Below are 18,472 nucleotides of genomic sequence, written 5' to 3'. Positions count from 1 at the left end.
TCCCGGGACCCGTCGCGGCCCAGGGCTCGTCGTCGTCAGGCTCGCCAGGGCGACCCGCCGAGCTCGGTCACCGTCAGGGCGCGCAGCAGGTGCGGGTGCAGGCCCTCGGCCCGCGGCCGGGGCAGGCCGGCGGCGATCGCGGCCTCGGTGAGCGCGGCCCGCGTCCAGGCCAGGTCGACCCGCCGGCCCGCCTCGCCGGTGAGCAGCGGGTGGTCGGCGGGCCGGTCGCCGCACAGGCGGCGCAGCGGGCGGCGCAGGTAGGGGGCGAGCGGGAAGGCGACGATGTCGCCCCGCCCGTCGTGCAGGGTGATCAGTACGGGGTCGCCGGCGCCCACCAGGTGCACGTCGCACGGGGTCAGCCGGGCCAGCGCGTCGACGGACGCGCCGGTGGACTCCAGCAGCCCGACGGCCACGGCCTCGGCTAAGCGCCCTTCCTCGGCCAGCAGGGCGACCCCGCCGCGCAGCAGCCGCCGCTCGGCCGGGGTGGGTGGGTGAGCGGCCGGCGCCGGGAGAGCCGGCCCGTGCCGTCCGGCGAAGGCGTAGAACGAGGCCAGCACGGCCCGCCTGCGGATCACCGTCGCGCGCGCCAGCGGCCGGCCGGACGGCGCCAGACCGGCGGTGAGCGCGGCCAGGCAGTAGGCGTCGACCTGCGACCCGGCCCCCAGCACGTCGCCGCCGGGATCCTGCCCGCGCAACCACCGCAGGTAGGAGGCCAGCACCCGCAGCCGCGTCCGCCGCAGGGCCGGGGACGGCCGCTCGCGCAGCCAGGCCGCCGCCACGCCGGCCGCCGCCGGACCCAGCCCCTCGACGACGTCGACGTCGGCCGCGGGGACCTCGCCCCCGTCGCCGGGACCGCGCCGCGGACGCAGCCCCTCGATGCGGGATACGAGGCCGCGGGCCTCCTGACCGGTGAGCGCGCCCCAGGACGCGACGGTGTCCTCGGCCATGCTCAGCACACGACCGGCACGACGACGGGATCGGCGGCAGGGTCGGCGGCGGCCCGTGCCGGAGCACAACAGGACGAAAGGGAGGCGTGGAGGACGTCACTGCTCGCGCCCAACGGACCCATCATGATCTCGATCGTCTCATGGAACTGCGCCCGCGGGCTCCATCCGGCCGGGCCGCCGGGGCCGCGGGACCCGGGGGCGCGGCCGTCCGCCGAGGTCAGGGTTCGATCAGGCCGGCGCGGATGGCGTAACGGGTCAGGTCGAGCCGGTCGTTGAGGCCGAGTTTGGCCAGGATGTTGCTGCGATGGCGGTCGACGGTCTTGGGGCTGATGACCAGGGTGTCGGCGATGGCCTTGGTGGAGTGGCCCTCGGCGATGAGCTTGACGATCTCCTCCTCGCGGGCGGTCAGCAGGCTGTCGGGCAGCGGGTCGCCGTGCCGGTGGCGGTGGAGGTAGTCGCGGATCAGCGCGGTGACCGCCCCCGGGTAGAGGAACGGCTCGCCGCGCATCGCCGCCCGGCACGCCTCGATGAGGTCGCGGTCGGCCACCGACTTCAGCACGTAGCCGCAGGCCCCGGCCTTGAGCGCGGCGAAGAAGTACTGCTCGTTGTCGTACATCGACAACATCAGCAGGCGGATGCCGGGCCGGCGGCGGGAGATCTCCCGCGCGGCCTGCAGGCCGGTCATGCGCGGCATGGCGATGTCCAGGACGACCAGGTCGATGTCGTGGGTGCGGACGGCCTCCACCGCCTCGGCCCCGTCGGCCGCCTCGGCGACCACGGTCAGGTCGGGCTCGGCGTCGAGGATCAGGCGGACGCCCTGGCGGACGAGCGCGTGGTCGTCGGCGAGCAGGATGCGGGTCATCGGGCGTTCTCCTTGGCCGCGCCGGGGACGGTGAGGACGATCTCGGTGCCGCCGCCGGGCGGCGAGTGCACGCTCAGGCGGGCCCCGATGAGCAGGGCGCGCTCGTGCATGCCGCGGATGCCGGCGCCCGGCTCGCCGATGCCGCCCCGGCCGTCGTCGGTGACGCGCAGGACCAGGTCGCCGTCGTCGGGCGTCAGCGTGAGCGTCGCCCTGGTGGCCTGGGCGTGGCGGGCGACGTTGGTCAGGCTCTCCTGGGCGATGCGGTAGAGCACCAGCTCGACCTCGGAGCTGAGCGGCGGCAGCCCCGCGGCCAGTCTACGCGTGACCTCGACCGTGCCGGTCTGCGACAGGTCGGTGGCCAGCGCGGTGAGGGCGCTGGTCAGCCCGAGGTCCTCCAGGACGCCGGGGCGCAGCCGGTGGGCGACCTGGCGCACCTCGTCCAGGCTGGTCCTGATCGCCTCCTGGGCGTGGCCGAGCTCGTCGGCCAGCTCCGCGGGCGCCCGGTCGCGCACCCGCTTGAGCGCCAGGAGCGCGACGGTCAGGCTCTGGCCGATCTCGTCGTGCAGCTCGCGGGCGATGCGGCCACGTTCGGCCTCCTGGGCGGCCAGGGCCTGGGCGCTGGCCACGCTGCGCTCCTCCTCCAGCCGGTCGAGCATCTGGTTGAAGGTGTCGGTGACGCCGCGCAGGTCCCGGTTGCCGGCGGGCAGCCGGTCGTGGGTGTGCAGCAGGTCCACCCGCCGCATGAGGGCGGTCAGGGAGGTCAGCGGGGCCAGGCTGGCCCGCACCAGGAACGCGTTCGCCGCCAGGATCAGCGCCAGGCCGATGAGCAGCACCGGGATCTCGGTCAGCAGCACCGGTGAGGAGACCGTCGCGGGGGACAGCGCCAGCACGAACGTGCCCGCGGCGAAGACCAGCGCGTTGATGACGAACAGGCGGCGGAACAACGCCTGGGCCGGGGTGCGGCCAGGCGGCTCCGGCGCGGTGGCGACGGCGTCTCTCATGCCTTCAGCCTGGGCGTTCGCCGCCCGCGCTGTCCACTGACCCGGCCCGAATACGGTCGCGCCCCCACCCGATATGGGGGCCGGACCCGATGGGCGCGGCCCCCCGCGCGGTGATGGCATGGTCTCCCCGGAAAACAGGGACGGACCGTAAGGAGGTGGGCGATGCGTGGCACGGACCTTCTCCGAGCCGCGGCGGCAGGACCGCTTCTCCTCCTGCCCGCCCGCGGGTCGCGGTCCGTCCCCCGGGGCCATCTGACGCGCGGGCCGCGCCGGGGGCCGGCCGCCGTCCCGTGGCCGGGGCAGAGCGTCTGAGCCGTCCCGGCCGCCTTTGTGACCTTCGCCCATGCCCCCGCTGGAGGCTCCCCATCAAGATCCGTCATACGACCGTGCCCCGAACCGGCGCGAACCGTCGTCTTCCCACCACTTCGACCACCGTGGACGGTGCCATGCGAGCACAGGACATCGCCGTCACCCTGCCGACCGTGACGGCCCGCGACTCCGTGGGACGCGCCGTGCGCCTGATGGTGGTCAACCGGCTGCCCGGACTCATCGTGGTGGACGAGCGGGGCAGGCCGGCGACCGTGCTGCCGGGCACGCAGGTGTTGCGGCTGGCCATCCCCGGCACGTACCAGGAGGACCAGGCCCTGGCCCGCACCCTCGACGAGAGCGACGCCGAGCTGTTCTGGCAGGAGCTTGCCCACCTGACCGTCGGCGACTGCCTGCCCAGGCCGCCCGCGCGGCCCGTCACCGTGCCGCCGGACGCGACCCTGCTGGAGGTGGCGGCGCTGATGGCCCGCACGCGCAGCCCGCTGGTCGCCGTCCTCGGCCCGGACGCCACCCTCACGGGGGCGATCACGCTGGAACGCCTGCTGACCAGCCTGGCCATCACGAGCCTTCCGGACTGATCCGCATGAGCGCGATCCTGGCCCTATCCATCTTCGTGGTGGCGTTCTTCTTCATCGCCACCGAGAAGGCCGACAAGGTCAAGGTCGTCCTGGTGGCGGCCGGCCTGATGACCGTGCTGGGGCTGACGCCGGGGGAGGAGGTGTTCTCCTCAGGGCACGCGGGCATCGACTGGAACGTCATCTTCCTGCTGCTCGGCATGATGATCATCGTGGGGGTGATCAAGCAGACCGGGCTGTTCGACTACCTGGCGATCTGGGCGGCCAAACGCTCGCGGGGGCGGCCGTACCGGCTGATGGCGATGCTGATGGCCATCACCGCCGTGGCCTCGCCGTTCCTGGACAACGTCACGACGATCATGCTGGTCGCGCCGGTGACGGTGATGGTGTGCGGGCGGCTGCGCATCCCGGCGCAGCCGTACCTGATCGCCGAGGTGCTGGCCTCCAACATCGGCGGGGCGGCGACGCTGATCGGCGACCCGCCGAACATCATCATCGGCAGCCGGGCGGGGCTGACGTTCAACGACTTCCTCGTCCACATGGCGCCCGCGGTCGTGGTGATCTTCGGGGTGTTCGTGCTGCTCACCTACCCGCTGTTCCGCCGGTCGTTCCACTACAACGCCGACCACGTCGCCAAGGTGATGGCGCTGCAGGAGCGGCGGGCCATCACCGACCCCGCGCTGCTGGCGCGGTCGATGACGGTGCTGGCCGGCGTGGTGACGGCGTTCGCGCTGCACTCCGTGCTGCACCTGGCGCCCTCGATCATCGCCCTGGTCGGCGCGGGGGTCATGCTGCTGGTCTGCCGGGTCGAGCTCGGGGACGTGCTGCGCGAGGTCGAATGGCCCACGCTGGTGTTCTTCGCCGGGCTGTTCGTCATGGTCGCGGGTCTGGTGCACACCGGCATGATGGAGACCATCGGCCGCGCCACCATCGACCTGTTCGGCGACAACTACTTCGCCGCGGCCACCTCCCTGCTGTTCGGCTCCAGCGTGCTGGGGGCGTTCTTCGACAACATCCCGTACGTGGCGACGATGGCGCCGGTGGTGGAGGAACTGGCCGCCGCCGCACCGGACGCGTCCACCGGGCAGGCGCTGTGGTGGGCCTTCGCCTTCGGCGCCGACTTCGGCGGCAACGGCACCGCCGTCGCCGCCAGCGCCAACGTCGTGGCCCTCGGGATCGCCGCCCGCACCGGGAACCCGATCTCCTTCTGGCAGTTCACCCGGTACGGCATCGTCGTCACCCTGGGCAGCACGGCCCTGGCCTGGGTGTACGTCTGGCTGCGTTACTTCTGACCCGGGCCGCCCGGGTCAGGGACGCAGCCGGTGGAACAGCTCGACCCGGGCCCGGTGGTAGTCGAGGTCCTCCTCGTCGTGCGGCACGCCCGCCGCGGCGGCCTTGCGGAAGTAGGCGTGCTCCCTGCGCAGCTTGTGCCGGACGAGCTGGGCGAGCGACTCGTCGTCGAGGGGGGCCGCCGTGCCGCCCTCCTCGTGGTAGGCGGCCACGAACTCCTTGCTGGGGCCGGTCAGGTCGTCGCCCCACTCCAGCGCGGCGGCGGCCAGCTCCAGCTCGGGGGCGCCGACGAAGGTCTCGTCCCAGTCGAGGACGGCGACGATGCGGCCGTCCCTGGCCAGGGTGTTGCCGGTGTAGTAGTCGCCGTGCAGCGGGTGGCGTACGGGATGCCCGGCGTGGAAGGCCGCCAGCCAGCGGTCGAGGACGGGGTCGTGCAGGTCGGCGGCGTCCGGGGGCGGGTCGCCGTACAGGCCGGACTCCTGGAAGGCGGGCACGGGACGCGGGCCGGGACGCAGACCGGCCAGCGCGCGGTGGAGCCTGGCCAGCAGCCGCGCGCCCGCCTCCCGCTGCGCCGGGACGTCGGAGTCGGGCCACTCGCCCTCGACGTAGGGCCAGCAGGAGATCGGCCGCCCCGCCACGACGACCACCGTCGCGCCGCCCGTGGTGGCCAGCGGGGCGACGGCCTCGGGGAGCGTGGTGGCGGCGTGCCGGGCGACGGCGTGGCACCACTCCGACTCGGCCACCCCGCGCGCCGCCGGGCCCACCCGGACGACGTGGTCGCCGAGGCGGTAGGCGGCCGACTCCTCCCCGCCGTGCAGCCGCTCGCCCTCTCCTTCGGCGCCCCAGGCCCGGGAGACGGCGGCACGGATCTCGGGGGTGAGGGGCGTCTTTGCGTAGATCACCTTGTCAGGTTATGGGGCTCAGGTCATGAGCTGGGACGGCTTGGGGAGTGTTCTGCCAAGGTCGGGCGACACGTGGCGCAAATTCGGCGCTCTCCGCCGGATGGCGCTTAACCTGCACTAACAGGATCATCATCCGCTTGTCACCCCGCGGTCAGGGCCGCCGGTGCCGAGCCCGCTCCGAATTCGGGACGCTCATGATCGTGCAGTCGCAAGAAATCGCCCAAAGCTCACATCCGCCCCATACCCGCCCGTCCCGGCGCCGGGGCACCCACACGCCGCCTGGCACCGCGCGCCGCCGCCCGCGGCCGGCGGTCGCCGTCGCGCCCGGCCTGCGGCGAGCTGTTGCCGTCGTGCCCGGCTCGTCCACCGTGGGCCTGCCGCCCGCCGTCGTCTCGCGCTGCCGTTAGCGCCGCTCGGGCCGGCCCGCCGATCACCGTCTGGGAGTCCCGCGTGTCCCATCCGACTCCACCCGCAGTGCCGACTGCGGCGCCGTCCGTGATGCAGTCCGCCGTGCAGTCCGTCGTGCAGTCCGTCGTGCCGCCCGCCGGGGCGGGGCGGGGGCGTGCGACGTGGCGGCACGTCGCCGGCCCCGGCCGGCGCGTGGAGATCAACCCGTGGCTGGCGCGGGCGCCGTGCTCGGTGCGCGCGTGCCTGCCGGAGGAGGCCGTCGCCGCCGGGCGGACGCGCCGCGCGGCCCGGCTGTGCGCCGCCCTGCTGGTGCTGCTGGCCGCGCTGCCCGCCTTCCTCGCCATGGGGGCCGCGCCGAGGCTCTGGCGGGCCAGGACCGCGCAGGCGGCGGCCCGGCTGCTGCTGCGCGCGCTCGGCGTCCGGGTCGAGGTCGCCGGTCCGGCGGACCTCGCGGGGGCGGCGGCCGGGGTGCTCGTCGTGGCCAACCACGTCTCGCTGCTCGACCCGCTGGTCATGCTGGCCGCGCTGCCCTGCCGCCTGCTGGCCAAGCGGGAGGTGCGCCGGTGGCCGCTCATCGGGACGCTCGGCGCGGCCTGCGGGGCGCTGTTCATCGACAGGGAACGCCTGTCCACGCTGCCCGCCGCGGTGGGCCTGATCCGCGACGCCCTGCTGGCCGGGGAGACGGTCGCCGTCTTCCCCGAGGGCACCACGTCCTGCGGGCGCGAGGTCGGCACGTTCCGGCCCGCGGTCTTCCAGGCGGCGATCGACGCGGGGGCGGCGGTGTGCCCGGCCGTCCTGCGCTACTACGAGGGCCCGAGCCCGTCGAGCCGGGGGAGCTGGGTGGGCGAGGACTCGGTGACCGGGTCCGTCGTCCGGGTGGCCGGGACGCGACGGCTGCGGGCCGAGGTGCGGCTCACCCCGCTCCTGCCGCCGCCCGCGCCCGCCCGCGGGCCGCGCGGACGGGCCGCCCTGGCCCGCGCCGCCGAGGAACGCGTACGCGCCGGCCTCGACTGAGCGCACAAGCCAACCGCACACAACTGACCACACAGGCCCGCGCCGCGGGGGAGCGCGTGCGCGGCGGCCTCGACCGACCGTTACTCGACGTAAGGATTCACCGATGTGGGGCAATTCGCCGCCGTCCGGCCGTGGGCGGAGGTGGCCGCGACGGGTCGTGCTCTGGGGCGCGGCCGTCACGTTCGCCGTCTCGCTCGTGGCCGGCCTGGACGTGCACGACCGGCTCGTGCTGGGCGACATCGTGCCGCTCGGATCGCAGTCCCTGCGCGCGGACGACATCCTCCAGGACGCCTTCCACGCGGGCAACGCCGACCTGGTCCTGATCGCCCGCGCCGCGCGCCCGGTCGACGACCCCGAGATCGACGCCGCCGGGACGCGGCTCACCGAACGCGTCTCGGCCGATCCCGGCGTGTGGCGGGTCACCTCGTACTGGCGCGGCCACGAGCCCAGGCTGCGCAGCGGCGACGGGCGCGCGGCGGTCGTCCTGGCCCACCTGAGCGGCGACAACGCCGCCCGCAACGCCGCCGCCCGCCGGATCATGGACTCCCTGCACGGCCGCTACGGCCCCCTGTCGCTGACCGCCACGGGCGAGGCCCAGGTACGCGTCGAGGCGCAGGACCGCAGCGAGACCGACCTGCGCACCGCCGAGCTGATCGCCGCGCCGCTGACCCTGGCCATCCTGTGCGTGGTGTTCGGCAGCCTGGTCGCCGCCCTGCTGCCGGTGCTGATCGGCGCGCTGGCGGTGATCGCCACCATGGCCGTGCTGCGCCTGCTCACCGAGGTCATGGAGATCTCGGTGTTCGCGCTGAGCATCTCCAGCGCGCTCGGCTTCGCCCTGGCCGTCGACTTCAGCCTGTTCATCGTCACCCGCTTCCGCGAGCAGCTCGCCCAGGGCCAGGACGCCGTCCAGGCCGTCGCCGTCACCATGCGCACCACCGGCCGGGCCATGGCCTGCTCGGCGGCCACCGTGGCGCTGTCCATGTCGGCGCTGCTGCTGTTCCCGTTCACCATCCTGCGCTCGCTGGCCGTCGGCGGGATGACGATCAGCCTGACGGCGGCCGCGGCCAGCCTCGTGGTGCTCCCGGCCGTGCTCACCCTGCTCGGCGACCGGGTCAACCGGCTTCCCGTGCCCGGCCCGTGGAACGCCGCGCGCCGGTCCGCGCCGCCGGTGGAGGACGGGCCCTGGTACCGCCTGGCGGTCGCCGTCATGCGCCGCCCGCTGGCGGTGGCCGTGCCCACCACCGCGCTGCTGCTGGCGATGGGCGCGCCGTTCCTGGGCGCCCGCTTCGGCACCCTGGACGACCGCATCCTGCCGCCCGACGCGCCCGCCGCCCGCGCGGCGCAGGCGCTGCGCGCGGAGTTCGGCGGGCAGCAGGTCGTCGGCGGCACCATGATCGTGCTGCCGGACCTGCGGATGACCGGGCAGAGCTCCGCCGGCCCGCTGGACGGCTACGCCAGGCGCCTGGCCGCCACCGACGGCGTGCTCCGGGTGGACACGGCCGGCGGCTCCTACAGCAGGGCCGCCACCGTGCCGGGGCAGGGCCGCCGGTTCACCGGCGAGGCGGGCACCTGGCTGCTCGTCACCACCGCGCACGAGCCGTACTCGGTGGCCAACAGCGAGCTCGTCCGGCGCCTGCGCGCGATCCCGGCCCCGGGCCAGGCGCTGTTCGCCGGGCCGGGCGCCGAGCTCGACGACATCAGGCAGAGCATCGCCGGCACGCTGCCCACGGCCCTGGCGCTGATCGCGCTGGCCACCCTGGCCATGGTGACGCTGCTGACCCGCAGCGTCGTGCTGGCCGTCAAGGCCCTGGTGATGAACGTGCTCAGCCTCACCGCCACCTTCGGCGCCCTGGTCCACGTCTTCCAGGACGGCCACCTGCGCGGGCTGGTCGGCGACTTCACCGCCACCGGCAGCATCGACGCCCTCATGCCCACGCTGATCTTCTGCGTCGCCTTCGGCCTGTCCATGGACTACGAGATCTTCCTGCTGTCCCGGATCACCGAGGAGTACCGCAGCCGCGGCGACACCGCCACCGCGGTCGCCACCGGGCTGCAGCACACCGGGCGGCTGTTCACCTCGGCCGCCGTCATCTTCGCCGTCGTCATGGCCGCCGTGGCGACCTCCGGCCTGGCCGTGCTCAAGATGATCGGGGTGGGCATCGCGGTGGCCGTCCTGGTCGACTGCACGCTGATCCGCACGCTCCTCGTGCCCGCCGTGATGCGCCTGGCCGGGCCCGTCAACTGGTGGTCGCCCCGGCTGCTGCGCGGCCGGCGGGGGAGCGGCGGCGGCTCTCCGGGCGACCCGCCGCGCGTCCCCGTCGGCGCGGCCGCGGGCGGGCCGGGCGGCCCGGACGGGACGGAGCCCGCGGCGCCGGCGGGCACACCCGCGGGCACACCGTGACGACCATCCGCGATCAGGACCACCGCCACGAGCGGCCGCCGTCCGGGCCGGGGCTGTCGCCGTGCACGCCGGACGCGTGCGTGCGGCCGCCGGTCGCCGCCGCCGGGCCGGTGCGCCGGGCCGCCCGCCTCCTGGGCTGCGCGCTGGCCCTGGGGGTCGCCCTGACGCTGTCGGCGATGCCCGCCCGCCGCGCCGGGGCCCTGCGCGCACGCCTCGCGCGCAGGGCCATGGGCCTGATCGTGCGCGCGCTCGGCATCACGGTGCGGATCCCCGGCGGCGTCCCCGCCCTGGACGGGCACGGCACCCTGCTGGTGAGCAACCACATCTCGTGGGCCGATCCACTGATCATGGCGGCCCTCACGCCGGCCCGCCAGCTCGCCAAGCGGGACATCGGACGGTGGCCGCTGGTCCGGTCGCTGGCCGCGGCCCACCGCACGCTGTTCATCGACAAGGACCGGCCGGCCGGGCTGCCCGCCGCGATCACGGCCGTCGCCGCCGCGCTGCGCGACGGGGACGCGGTGCTGGCCTACCCCGAGGGCACCACCTGGTGCGGGCAGGCCATGGGAGCCTTCCACCCGGCCCTGTTCCAGGCCGCCGTCGAGGCGGGCGCGACCGTCCGGCCGGTGGCGCTGCGCTACCGCGAAGCCGGCGCGCCCTCCACCCGCGCCGCCTGGATCGGCGCGGACTCCCTGCCGGTCTCGCTGCTGCGCGTGGTCGCGACCCGGAACCTGGTGGCCGAGGTGACGTTCCTGCCCCCCGTGCGCCCCGAGCTCACCGGACGGCCGCGCGCGGACCGGGCGGCGCTGGCCGCGCTGACCGAGTCGCGGGTCAGGGACGCTCTGGGCCCGGCTTGATGGACATTTGATGTGTCATACCCGGACCCGCCCGCACTCCTGGAGCACACTCGGACACGCCCCCCATCCGCCGAGAGAACGGACGGCACCATGACCGACGACCAGATAACAGACGTGCTCCGCGGCCACTGCGCGCGGGTCCTGGGCGTCAGCCCGGCCCAGATCGGCCCGCACACCGACCTGCGCGAGGAACTGGACGCCGACAGCCTCGACTTCGCCGAGCTGCACGCCGTGGTCGAGGACGAGTGGGGCACCTTCGCCGACGACCGGCTCCAGCGGGTGCGGACCGTCGCCGACATGGTCGCCGTCATCCGCCGCCACCTGACGGCGGTGGGCGGCTGATGCGACCCCGGGTCGCGGTGACCGGGCTCGGCCTGCGCACGCCCGCCGGCTCCGGCCCCAAGGAGCTGTGGAACGCGCTGCTCGGCGGGCGCTCGACGGCACGGGCCATCACGTCCTTCGACACGTCCGCGCTCGCGGTGCGCTTCGCCTGCCAGGTGCCGGAGCTGGACGTCTCGGCGTACCTGACCGACCGGCAGGCCCGGCGGCTGGACCGGGCGTCGCTGCTGGCGGTGTGCGCGGCTGGCGACGCCCTGGCCGACGCCGGTCATCCGCGGGTGCCGCCCGAGCGCCGGGCCGTGGTGGCGGGCAGCTCGTTCTGCGGCACCGAGACCTACGAGTCGGCGCTGCTCGACACGCCCGGTCCGGCCGCGCTGCGGCTGTCGCCGATCTTCATCCCGAAGATCATGCCCAACGCCGGCGCCGCCGCCATCGCCATGCGGTACGAGATCCGCGGGCCGAGCATGTCCGTGGTCACCGCCTGCGCCTCCGGCGCGCACGCCATCGGCGAGGGCGTCCGGCTGATCCGCGACGGCTCGGCCGACCTGGTCGTGGCCGGGGCCGGGGACGCCAACGTCACCCCCGGCATGCTGCACGGCTTCAGCCGGTGCCGGGCCCTGTCGGTCCGCAACGACGACCCCGAGGCCGCCTGCCGCCCCTTCGAGGCCGACCGCGACGGGTTCGTGCTGGCCGAGGGGGCCGCGTTCCTCGTCCTGGAACGTCTCGACGACGCCGTGCGCCGCGGGGCGCGCGTCCACGCCGAGGTGTCCGGCTACGGCCGCACCAGCGACGCCCACGACCTGACGGCCCCCGCGCCCGGCGGCGAGGGCGCCCGGCGGTGCATGGACGCCGCGCTCGCCGACGCGGGCCTGGCGCCCGAGGACATCGTGCACGTCAACGCCCACGGCACCGGGACCGAGCTGAACGACCTGGCCGAGGCCCAGGCGATCGGCCGCGTCTTCGGGCCCGCCGCCGTGCCGGTGAGCTCGACCAAGGGGGTGACCGGGCACGCCCTCGGCGCGTCCGGGGCGATCGAGGCCGTGGCGTGCGTGCTGGCGATGGCCGAGTGCACCGCCCCGCCGACCGCCAACCTGGACCGGCTCGACCCGCGCTGCGACATCGACGCGGCGCCCGTGCCGCGCCCGATCGCGAGGGGGCCGGTGATGTCGAACTCGTTCGGCTTCGGCGGCCACAACGCCACGCTGGTCTTCTCGCCGGCGCGCTGACCGCTCCCGCCGGACGGTCAGCCCCGCCGGGAGACGAACACGCAGAACGGATGCCCGGCCGGGTCGGCGTAGACCCGCAGGGGTTCCTCGTCGTCGTCGATCCGGTCCAGCAGCAGCCGGCCGCCCAGGCGCAGAACGCGTTCGTGCTGCTCCAGCAGGCTCTCGACCGACGGCACGGTCAGGTCGAGGTGAAGCTGCTGGGGCACCCCGGGCTCCGGCCAGGTCGCCTCCGGAAGCGTCTCGACCTGCTGGAAGGCGAGCTGCGGCGCGCCGTCCCTGGTTCGCAGCACGAGCCAGTCGCGGCCGCGCTCGTCGTCGGCGCCCGCCTGCGGCGGCTCGTCGCCGGGCCGGTAGACCAGGTCCAGCAGGGACCGGTAGAACTCCGCCAGCGCCCTGGCGTCGGTGCAGTCGAGCACCACCTGACACAGCCTGATCCCGCCGTCCGTACCGGCCATGCGCGCCTCCCGTGATCGTCTTTCGTCCGTCATGCTCTCTGCACGGCGGGAGGGCACGTCAAACCCGGCGGCCTCACCAGGTGACCGGCAGGGACGACAGGCCGTAGATCGTGGCGCGCGGGCGCAGCGGCACCTCCTCGGCGGGCACGGCCAGCCGCAGCCCGGGGAAGCGGCGCAGCAGCGCGGGGAAGGCCAGCCGCATCTCCAGGCGGGCGAGCTGCTGGCCCAGGCACTGGTGGATGCCGTGGCCGAAGCCGAGCTGCGGCCCGGCCTCGCGGGTGACGTCGAAGCGGTGCGGGTCGGGGAAGCGGGCCGGGTCGCGGTTGACGGCCGGCAGGGAGAGCGTCACGGTCTCCCCGGACCTGATCGTCCGCCCGGCGAGCGGCACGTCGGCCCGCGCGACCCGGATCGGGCCGATGTGCACGATGCTGAGGTAGCGCATCAGCTCCTCGACGGCGGTCGCCGCCACGCCGGGGTCGGTGCGCACCAGCTCCGCCTGCTCCGGACGGCTCAGCAGCAGGAACGCGCCGAGGGCCAGCATGTTCGCGGTGGTCTCGTGGCCGGCGGTCAGCAGCAGGGTGGCCACCCCGGTCAGCTCCTCGTGGTTCAGCTCGCCGCCGGAGACCAGCTCGCCGAGCAGGTCCTGGGCAGGCTCGGCCCGCTTGCGGGTGACCAGCTCGGACAGGTAGCCCATCAGCTCGGCGCCCGCCGCGCCGCGTTCCTCGGCGGAGTTGTCCAGGTTCACCGCGCGCGCGGTGGTGTCCTGGAAGCGCGCGCGCTCGTCGTACGGCACGCCGAGCAGCTCGCAGATCACCAGCGACGGGATCGGCAGCGCGAACGCGCCGACCAGGTCGGCGGGCGCTCCGGCCGCGGCCATCTCGTCGAGGCGGCCGTCGACGATCTCCTGGATCCTCGGCTCCAGGAGCCGCATCCTGCGCATGCTGAAGCGGCCGGTGAGCAGCCGCCGGTAGCGGGAGTGCTCGGGGTCGTCCATGGCGATGAAGAAGCCCGGCGGGACCACCAGGTCGGCCAGCCCCTCGGGCGGCGCCAGCTCCTTGATCGGCGGCGCGGCGCCCTGGGAGGTGTTGCTGAAGCGCGGGTCGTCGAGCACCGCGCGGGCCTCGGCGTGGCCGGTGACCAGCCAGCCGGGGCGGCCGTCGGCGTAGATCATGCGGTGCAGCGGGCCGTGCAGCCGGGCGAGCTCGGCGGGCGGCTCGAACGGGTCCTCGCGGTCGAGCGGCAGGCTCTGAAGGATGTCCATGCCCTCAGAAAACCGCAGAGACTGCGAATTTGCAACCTGTGCATAAAAGCAGGGCATGCAGTAGGGTGGCGCCGTGGAAGGTCATCGCGAACGAAAGAAGGCCCGCACCCGCCGCGCGCTGCTGGAGGCGGCCGTCCGGCTGTTCGCCGAGCGGGGGTACGAGCAGACCACCGTCGCCGACATCGCCGCGGCGGCCGACGTCGCGCCCCGCACCTTCTTCGCGTACTTCGCGAGCAAGGAGGACGTGCTCTTCCTCCAGGCGGGCGAGCGCGAGCGGGTGATGCTGGAGGCGATCGCCGGGCGGCGGCCGGGAGAGCCGCTGGGGGAGCTGCTGAGCCGGATGTTCGAGGCCATGGTGCGCAGCCTGGCCGAGGACGACGAGCTCGGCTTCGCGCTGTCGCCGCTGCGGGCGCGGCTGATGGTCGCCGAGCCCGCGCTGCGCGCCCGCGGCCTGACGCTCATGATGGAGACCCAGCCCCGGCTGGCCAGGGCGCTGTGCGAGGTCTATCCGGGGCTCGACCCGGTGTCGGCGGGGGCGGCGGTCGGCAGCTTCATGGGCGCGCTGGCCGTGGCCGGCATGGTCGCCCAGGAGCAGGGCGGCTCGGAGGACGACGTCCTGGCCGCCGGGCGGCGCGGGATCGAGGTCGCGGTCAACGGTCTGTCGAGCCTCGACCGGCCCTAGTCCGCGCGGGGCCGCCCGGGACCGCCCGGGGGCGGCGTCCGCATGCCGCTCCCGGCGGGCGTGCGCCTGACGGCCGCTCGTCACGGCTCCAGGGCCTGGCGGGCGCGCAGGGCGCGGAGTTTGTGGCGGTTGCCGCAGCGTTCCATCGCGCACCAGCGGCGGGCGCCGGGGCGCGAGGTGTCGACGAACACCAGCGGGCAGTCGTCGCTCGCGCACTCGCGGATACGTTCGGCGAGCGGCCCGGACAGCAGTTCGATCATCTCCCGCGCCATGGCGGACAGCGCCTGGGGGGCCCGCACCGGTGACGCCCATCCGGCGGTGACGCCGTCGGCGGCGAGTTCGGGGACCAGGGGCGGGGCCGTCGCGGCCCGGTTGATGACCGTGATCGCCCCGGCGGGCACGGCGCGGCGCGCCGCCTGGGCGTGCGCCGCGTCCCAGATCGCCTGGCGCAGGGCCTTGGCGTCGGCGAGCTCGCCGGCGGTCACGGGGGCCGTCATGACCGCCGTCAGCGGCGGCTGGGCCAGCCATTCGGCCAGGTCGGCGGGCTCGTGCAGGGTCTCGAAGATCGCATATTGACCCTCGCCGCCGGTGTGGGCGAAGTCGAGGCAGAGGGCGCCGGCGTCGAACCTGAACGACCCGCCCTTGGGATCGTGCAGCACCCGTCCGGTTGCGTTCACGCGCATGACACCACTATAACTGGTGTCGCAACGAAACCTCTTAAACCGGTTTCAGAACGTGAGGAGAAAGAACATGGGCGTACGGCACGTCAACCCCGAGGGGCTGCACCGCAGCCCGGCCTTCAGCCAGGCCGTCGTGGTCGAGCAGCCGGCCAAGACCATCTACATCGGCGGCCAGAACGGCGTCGGCCCCGACGGCAAGGTCGTCGGCCCCACGGTGGGGGAGCAGGCCAGGCAGGTGTTCCGCAACCTCAGGACGATCCTGGAGAGCGAGGGGGCGAGCCTGGCGAACGTCGTGCACTGGCGCATCGCCGTCCTGGACGGCCACACGTTCGACGAGGGAGTGGCCGCCTTCCAGGAGGTGTGGAACCGGGCCGACGCGCCGCCCGCCATCACGGTGCACGTCGTGGCCGGCCTGAACCCGGGATGCCTCGTCGAGGTCGACGCCGTCGCCGTCGTGTGACGCCGCGGGCACCCTCGACGAGATCTCCGATCATGACGAACACCGCGGAGGCGCCACCGGCCGGGCGGGGCGCCGCCCGGCCGCCCGGCCCCCTCTGGCCGATCGTCGCCCTGGTCTGCCTGGCGCAGTTCCTGATGGTCCTCGACGTGTCCATCGTGAACGTCGCGCTGCCCGCCATGGAGTCCGACCTCCGCCTGGGCGCCGAGGGGCTGCAATGGGTGGTCAACGGCTACCTCCTCACCTTCGCCGGGTTCCTGCTGCTGGGCGGCCGGGCGGCCGACCTCTACGGCCGCAGGCGCACCTTCGTCGCGGGCCTGGCCGTGTTCGCGGTCGCCGGCCTGGCCGGCGGGCTAGCCACCACGCCGGAGGTGCTGATCGCCGCGCGGGCGTGCCAGGGGCTCGGCGCGGCCGTGGTCGCCCCGGCCACGCTGACCATCCTCACCACCACGATCCCCGCCGGTCCGGCGCGGGCCAGGGCCATCGCCACCTGGGGCGCGGTCGGGGCGGTCGGCGGGGCGGCGGGATCGCTGGCCGGCGGGCTGCTCACCGACCACCTGTCCTGGCGCTGGATCCTGCTGATCAACGCGCCGATCGGGGCGGTCGCGGTCATCGCCGCGCTGCGCCTGCTCGCCGAGAGCCGCGACGCCGGCGCCCGCGGGCTCGACCTGACCGGCGCGATCACGGTGACGGCCGGGCTGTCGGCGCTGGAGCTGGGCGTGCTGCAGACCCCCGCGCACGGGTGGGGTTCGGCGCGCGCGCTGGTCCCGATGGGCGTGGGCGTGCTGGCGCTGGGCGTGTTCGTCCTGGTGCAGGCCCGGTTCGCGCGGGCGCCGCTGATGCCGCTGCGGATCTTCCGGGCCCGCTCGGTGTCCGGCGCGCTCCTCGTGCAGTTCCTGCTGGGGGCCGCGGGCTTCGCGCTCTGGTACTTCCTGTCGCTCCACATGCAGCAGGTGCTGCGCTACAGCGCGCTCCAGGCGGGCCTGGCGTTCCTGCCGCACACCCTCGCCGTCGTCGTCGCCGCCAAGGCCACGCCGTGGCTGGCCGGCCGGGTCGGGCTGCGTCCGCTGCTGGCCACGGGCGCGCTGGTCTCGGCGGCGGGGTTCGCCTGGCAGGCCGTCGTCACGCCGGAGAGCGGCCTGCTCGCCGGGATCGTGCTGCCGGGCGTGCTCGTCACCGGCGGGCTGGGGCTCACCTCGGCCCCGATCGCGATGACCGCCACGGCCGGCGCCGCCCCCGGCGAGGCGGGGCTGGTGTCCGGCATCCTCAACTCCGCCCGCCAGGTCGGCGGCTCTCTCGGGCTGGCCGCGCTGACCACCCTGGCCGCGGCCCCCACAGGCGCGCCGACGTCCGGATACGCCCTGGCGTTCTGGGCGTGCGCCGGCCTCGTGACCGCCGGGGCGGTGGCCGTGCTCGCCCTGCCCAGGGCCTCGAAGGAGCGGCCCTGACGGGGGATCGCGTCCGATAGTGGACAGCGTTCCCGGGTGGCACGCGGCGGGTCGCGGGGCAGGGATGAGGTGCCGCCGTCCCTTCGGAGGAAAGGGAACGTCATGATCATGCTGGTGCGACGGCTCGCCGTCGTCTCGGCCCTCGCCCTCGCCGGGGCTTCCCTGCCCGCGTCGTCCGCGCACGCGATGGGCTCGTGGGTCTGCTCCGGCGGCTCCCGCACCTACCTGGGCAGCGTCGTGGGCTACCACATCCTGGGTTCCGGCTGCACCGGGGAGGGTTCGGGAGCCGGGTCGATCACCATCCCGTCCGGCACCTACGGCTGCGCGGTCGTCAACCCGACACCCCAGCTGGGCATCGTCAGCGGCCTGAACTGCTGATCCCGGCCCGGTCACGTCATCGCGACCGGTCGAGCAGCCACCGCTCGACCGCCGCGCTCATCCGCCCGCCCGCCTCCAGCGCCGCCGCCTTGGCGGCGGCCGGGTCGGTGTGCGCGGCCTGGCCGAGGATGACGCCGAGCACCAGATGCCCCCGTACGCGCGAGGCCCACATCAGGTTGCCGCCCGCGGCCGTGCCCGAGCCGGTCTTGATGCCGATGACGCCGTGCCTGTTCAGCAGCGTGTTGGTGTTGTGCAGCCGCCGGGCGTCCCCGGGGACGGACGTGTCGGTCTGGGCCACCACCGCCCGCAGCACCGGGTCGCCCATCGCCGCCCTGGCCAGCCTGAGCTGGTCGGCGGCGGTGCTGACGGTGGTGTCCTCGTTGCCGCTGGCCCCCGTGTACGTGGTGTCCGCCATGCCCAGACGTCGTGCGGCGGCGTTCATCCGGGCCACGAAGCGCTCCTGGGAGCCGGCGTCCCAGCGGGCCAGGAGCCGGGCCACGTTGTTGCCCGAGGGCACCATCATCAGCTCCAGCAGCCGCCGCAGCCGTACCGTCCGGCCCTGGACGAGCGGGACGGTCGACTCCAGCCGCGACAACGACTCCTCGGCCGCCGTGCGGTCCACGGTGATCGCCGGGCCGTCGTCGCCGGGCCGGAGCGGGTGGCGGCGCAGGATCACGTAGGCGGTCATCACCTTCGTCACGCTGGCGATCGGCACCGGCCGCAGGTCGCCGCTGACGCCCAGGCTGCCCGCGTCGGCCACCTCGACCGCCGCCTGCCCCTCCTGCGGCCACGGCAGGGACGCGTCCCCGGTGACCCGGGGAGCCCCGGCACAGCCCGACAGAACACCCGCCAGCAGCAGAAACATCAAGGAACGTCGCATACCGGCCAGGTTGCGCGACCGCCGTGTCCGTACGGCCGTGGCCGCGCATCCGTCCGCGCTCAGCCGTGTATCAGCCCGGCATCAA

General features: G+C 74.8%; 19 protein-coding genes. 11 read left to right on the top strand and 8 right to left on the bottom strand.

What is annotated here, in order from left to right; translation table 11 throughout:
- Positions 1 to 35 precede the first annotated feature (35 nt).
- The 3 genes from ACWEJ6_RS29795 to ACWEJ6_RS29785 all read right to left on the bottom strand — a co-directional run bounded on the left by ACWEJ6_RS29795 (position 36) and on the right by ACWEJ6_RS29785 (position 2,810).
- On the bottom strand, positions 36 to 947 hold the full coding sequence (locus ACWEJ6_RS29795) for a hypothetical protein (protein WP_387669675.1): 912 nt from the start codon (positions 945 to 947) through the stop codon (positions 36 to 38).
- A 217-nt stretch (positions 948 to 1,164) separates the two neighbouring features.
- Positions 1,165 to 1,809, bottom strand: a complete 645-nt coding sequence (locus ACWEJ6_RS29790) for a response regulator transcription factor (protein WP_352351471.1) — start codon at positions 1,807 to 1,809, stop codon at positions 1,165 to 1,167.
- A complete protein-coding gene (locus ACWEJ6_RS29785; RefSeq protein ID WP_452428000.1) occupies positions 1,806 to 2,810 on the bottom strand; it encodes a HAMP domain-containing sensor histidine kinase in 1,005 nt (334 codons plus the stop codon). Before ACWEJ6_RS29785 ends, ACWEJ6_RS29790 begins: the two co-directional genes overlap by 4 nt.
- Positions 2,811 to 3,256: 446 nt before the next feature.
- On the opposite strand from ACWEJ6_RS29785, the gene ACWEJ6_RS29780 reads away from it, so the two are divergent.
- Positions 3,257 to 3,715, top strand: a complete 459-nt coding sequence (locus ACWEJ6_RS29780) for a CBS domain-containing protein (RefSeq protein ID WP_358301452.1) — start codon at positions 3,257 to 3,259, stop codon at positions 3,713 to 3,715.
- Positions 3,716 to 3,720: 5 nt separating this feature from the next.
- Positions 3,721 to 5,004, top strand: coding sequence for an ArsB/NhaD family transporter (locus ACWEJ6_RS29775; protein ID WP_387669671.1), 1,284 nt, complete (start codon positions 3,721 to 3,723; stop codon positions 5,002 to 5,004).
- Positions 5,005 to 5,019: 15 nt separating this feature from the next.
- Here ACWEJ6_RS29775 and ACWEJ6_RS29770 read toward each other — a convergent pair whose 3' ends face one another.
- Positions 5,020 to 5,904, bottom strand: coding sequence for a phosphotransferase enzyme family protein (locus tag ACWEJ6_RS29770; protein WP_452427997.1), 885 nt, complete (start codon positions 5,902 to 5,904; stop codon positions 5,020 to 5,022).
- Between the two features lie 510 nt (positions 5,905 to 6,414).
- Between ACWEJ6_RS29770 and ACWEJ6_RS29765 the strand changes: the two genes are divergently transcribed.
- From ACWEJ6_RS29765 to ACWEJ6_RS29745, 5 genes are all read left to right on the top strand, one after another.
- Positions 6,415 to 7,326 carry a lysophospholipid acyltransferase family protein gene (locus tag ACWEJ6_RS29765; protein ID WP_452427995.1) on the top strand — a complete coding sequence of 304 codons (912 nt, stop codon included), beginning with the start codon at positions 6,415 to 6,417 and terminating at the stop codon, positions 7,324 to 7,326.
- 157 nt (positions 7,327 to 7,483) lie between these two features.
- Positions 7,484 to 9,727 carry an MMPL family transporter gene (locus ACWEJ6_RS29760; RefSeq protein ID WP_452427993.1) on the top strand — a complete coding sequence of 748 codons (2,244 nt, stop codon included), beginning with the start codon at positions 7,484 to 7,486 and terminating at the stop codon, positions 9,725 to 9,727.
- The gene (locus ACWEJ6_RS29755) at positions 9,724 to 10,581 is read left to right on the top strand and encodes a lysophospholipid acyltransferase family protein (RefSeq protein WP_452427991.1); all 858 of its coding nucleotides are present in this window, start codon (positions 9,724 to 9,726) and stop codon (positions 10,579 to 10,581) included. Before ACWEJ6_RS29760 ends, ACWEJ6_RS29755 begins: the two co-directional genes overlap by 4 nt.
- A 90-nt stretch (positions 10,582 to 10,671) precedes the next feature.
- A complete protein-coding gene (locus tag ACWEJ6_RS29750) occupies positions 10,672 to 10,923 on the top strand; it encodes an acyl carrier protein (protein ID WP_452427989.1) in 252 nt (83 codons plus the stop codon).
- Positions 10,923 to 12,146: a beta-ketoacyl-[acyl-carrier-protein] synthase family protein gene (locus ACWEJ6_RS29745; protein ID WP_364393882.1), complete on the top strand. Its 1,224-nt coding sequence runs from the start codon at positions 10,923 to 10,925 to the stop codon at positions 12,144 to 12,146. Before ACWEJ6_RS29750 ends, ACWEJ6_RS29745 begins: the two co-directional genes overlap by 1 nt.
- Before the next feature lie 17 nt (positions 12,147 to 12,163).
- Here the strand turns inward: ACWEJ6_RS29745 and ACWEJ6_RS29740 are convergent, their stop codons facing one another.
- Together ACWEJ6_RS29740 and ACWEJ6_RS29735 are read right to left on the bottom strand one after the other, a co-directional pair.
- Entirely contained in the window at positions 12,164 to 12,601 is a 438-nt protein-coding gene (locus ACWEJ6_RS29740; protein WP_358301434.1) for a VOC family protein, read from the bottom strand.
- A 73-nt stretch (positions 12,602 to 12,674) separates the two neighbouring features.
- Complete coding sequence (locus tag ACWEJ6_RS29735) at positions 12,675 to 13,862, bottom strand: cytochrome P450 (RefSeq protein ID WP_452427986.1); 1,188 nt, start codon at positions 13,860 to 13,862, stop codon at positions 12,675 to 12,677.
- A gap of 73 nt (positions 13,863 to 13,935) precedes the next feature.
- On the opposite strand from ACWEJ6_RS29735, the gene ACWEJ6_RS29730 reads away from it, so the two are divergent.
- Positions 13,936 to 14,544 carry a TetR/AcrR family transcriptional regulator gene (locus tag ACWEJ6_RS29730; protein ID WP_387669660.1) on the top strand — a complete coding sequence of 203 codons (609 nt, stop codon included), beginning with the start codon at positions 13,936 to 13,938 and terminating at the stop codon, positions 14,542 to 14,544.
- An 80-nt stretch (positions 14,545 to 14,624) separates the two neighbouring features.
- On the opposite strand, the gene ACWEJ6_RS29725 is transcribed toward ACWEJ6_RS29730, so the two are convergent.
- Complete coding sequence (locus ACWEJ6_RS29725) at positions 14,625 to 15,227, bottom strand: CGNR zinc finger domain-containing protein (protein ID WP_452427984.1); 603 nt, start codon at positions 15,225 to 15,227, stop codon at positions 14,625 to 14,627.
- A gap of 67 nt (positions 15,228 to 15,294) precedes the next feature.
- Here ACWEJ6_RS29725 and ACWEJ6_RS29720 point away from each other — a divergent pair, with 67 nt between their 5' ends.
- The 3 genes from ACWEJ6_RS29720 (at position 15,295) to ACWEJ6_RS29710 (ending at position 17,507) form a co-directional block, all read left to right on the top strand.
- A complete protein-coding gene (locus ACWEJ6_RS29720; protein WP_452427982.1) occupies positions 15,295 to 15,684 on the top strand; it encodes a RidA family protein in 390 nt (129 codons plus the stop codon).
- 32 nt (positions 15,685 to 15,716) lie between these two features.
- Complete coding sequence (locus ACWEJ6_RS29715; RefSeq protein ID WP_452427980.1) at positions 15,717 to 17,129, top strand: MFS transporter; 1,413 nt, start codon at positions 15,717 to 15,719, stop codon at positions 17,127 to 17,129.
- A 102-nt stretch (positions 17,130 to 17,231) separates the two neighbouring features.
- Entirely contained in the window at positions 17,232 to 17,507 is a 276-nt protein-coding gene (locus ACWEJ6_RS29710; protein ID WP_387669654.1) for a hypothetical protein, read from the top strand.
- Positions 17,508 to 17,523: 16 nt separating this feature from the next.
- On the opposite strand, the gene ACWEJ6_RS29705 is transcribed toward ACWEJ6_RS29710, so the two are convergent.
- Positions 17,524 to 18,387 carry a D-alanyl-D-alanine carboxypeptidase family protein gene (locus ACWEJ6_RS29705; RefSeq protein ID WP_452427978.1) on the bottom strand — a complete coding sequence of 288 codons (864 nt, stop codon included), beginning with the start codon at positions 18,385 to 18,387 and terminating at the stop codon, positions 17,524 to 17,526.
- Between the last annotated feature and the right edge of the window lie 85 nt (positions 18,388 to 18,472).

The sequence above is a fragment of the Nonomuraea sp. NPDC004702 genome (assembly GCF_053601695.1).
Note: the sequence above shows the minus strand (reverse complement) of the source record. Positions and strands in the feature narration are given on the sequence as shown.

Excerpts from the sequence above, each read along its gene's own strand:
- ACWEJ6_RS29775 (WP_387669671.1), top strand. The coding sequence starts at position 3,721 with ATGAGCGCGATCCTGGCCCTATCCATCTTCGTGGTGGCGTTCTTCTTC.
- ACWEJ6_RS29735 (WP_452427986.1), bottom strand. The coding sequence starts at position 13,862 with ATGGACATCCTTCAGAGCCTGCCGCTCGACCGCGAGGACCCGTTCGAG.
- ACWEJ6_RS29795 (WP_387669675.1), bottom strand. The coding sequence starts at position 947 with ATGGCCGAGGACACCGTCGCGTCCTGGGGCGCGCTCACCGGTCAGGAG.
- ACWEJ6_RS29710 (WP_387669654.1), top strand. The coding sequence starts at position 17,232 with ATGATCATGCTGGTGCGACGGCTCGCCGTCGTCTCGGCCCTCGCCCTC.
- ACWEJ6_RS29705 (WP_452427978.1), bottom strand. The coding sequence starts at position 18,387 with ATGCGACGTTCCTTGATGTTTCTGCTGCTGGCGGGTGTTCTGTCGGGC.
- ACWEJ6_RS29740 (WP_358301434.1), bottom strand. The coding sequence starts at position 12,601 with ATGGCCGGTACGGACGGCGGGATCAGGCTGTGTCAGGTGGTGCTCGAC.
- ACWEJ6_RS29715 (WP_452427980.1), top strand. The coding sequence starts at position 15,717 with ATGACGAACACCGCGGAGGCGCCACCGGCCGGGCGGGGCGCCGCCCGG.
- ACWEJ6_RS29785 (WP_452428000.1), bottom strand. The coding sequence starts at position 2,810 with ATGAGAGACGCCGTCGCCACCGCGCCGGAGCCGCCTGGCCGCACCCCG.
- ACWEJ6_RS29780 (WP_358301452.1), top strand. The coding sequence starts at position 3,257 with ATGCGAGCACAGGACATCGCCGTCACCCTGCCGACCGTGACGGCCCGC.
- ACWEJ6_RS29745 (WP_364393882.1), top strand. The coding sequence starts at position 10,923 with ATGCGACCCCGGGTCGCGGTGACCGGGCTCGGCCTGCGCACGCCCGCC.
- ACWEJ6_RS29720 (WP_452427982.1), top strand. The coding sequence starts at position 15,295 with ATGGGCGTACGGCACGTCAACCCCGAGGGGCTGCACCGCAGCCCGGCC.
- ACWEJ6_RS29725 (WP_452427984.1), bottom strand. The coding sequence starts at position 15,227 with ATGCGCGTGAACGCAACCGGACGGGTGCTGCACGATCCCAAGGGCGGG.
- ACWEJ6_RS29790 (WP_352351471.1), bottom strand. The coding sequence starts at position 1,809 with ATGACCCGCATCCTGCTCGCCGACGACCACGCGCTCGTCCGCCAGGGC.
- ACWEJ6_RS29750 (WP_452427989.1), top strand. The coding sequence starts at position 10,672 with ATGACCGACGACCAGATAACAGACGTGCTCCGCGGCCACTGCGCGCGG.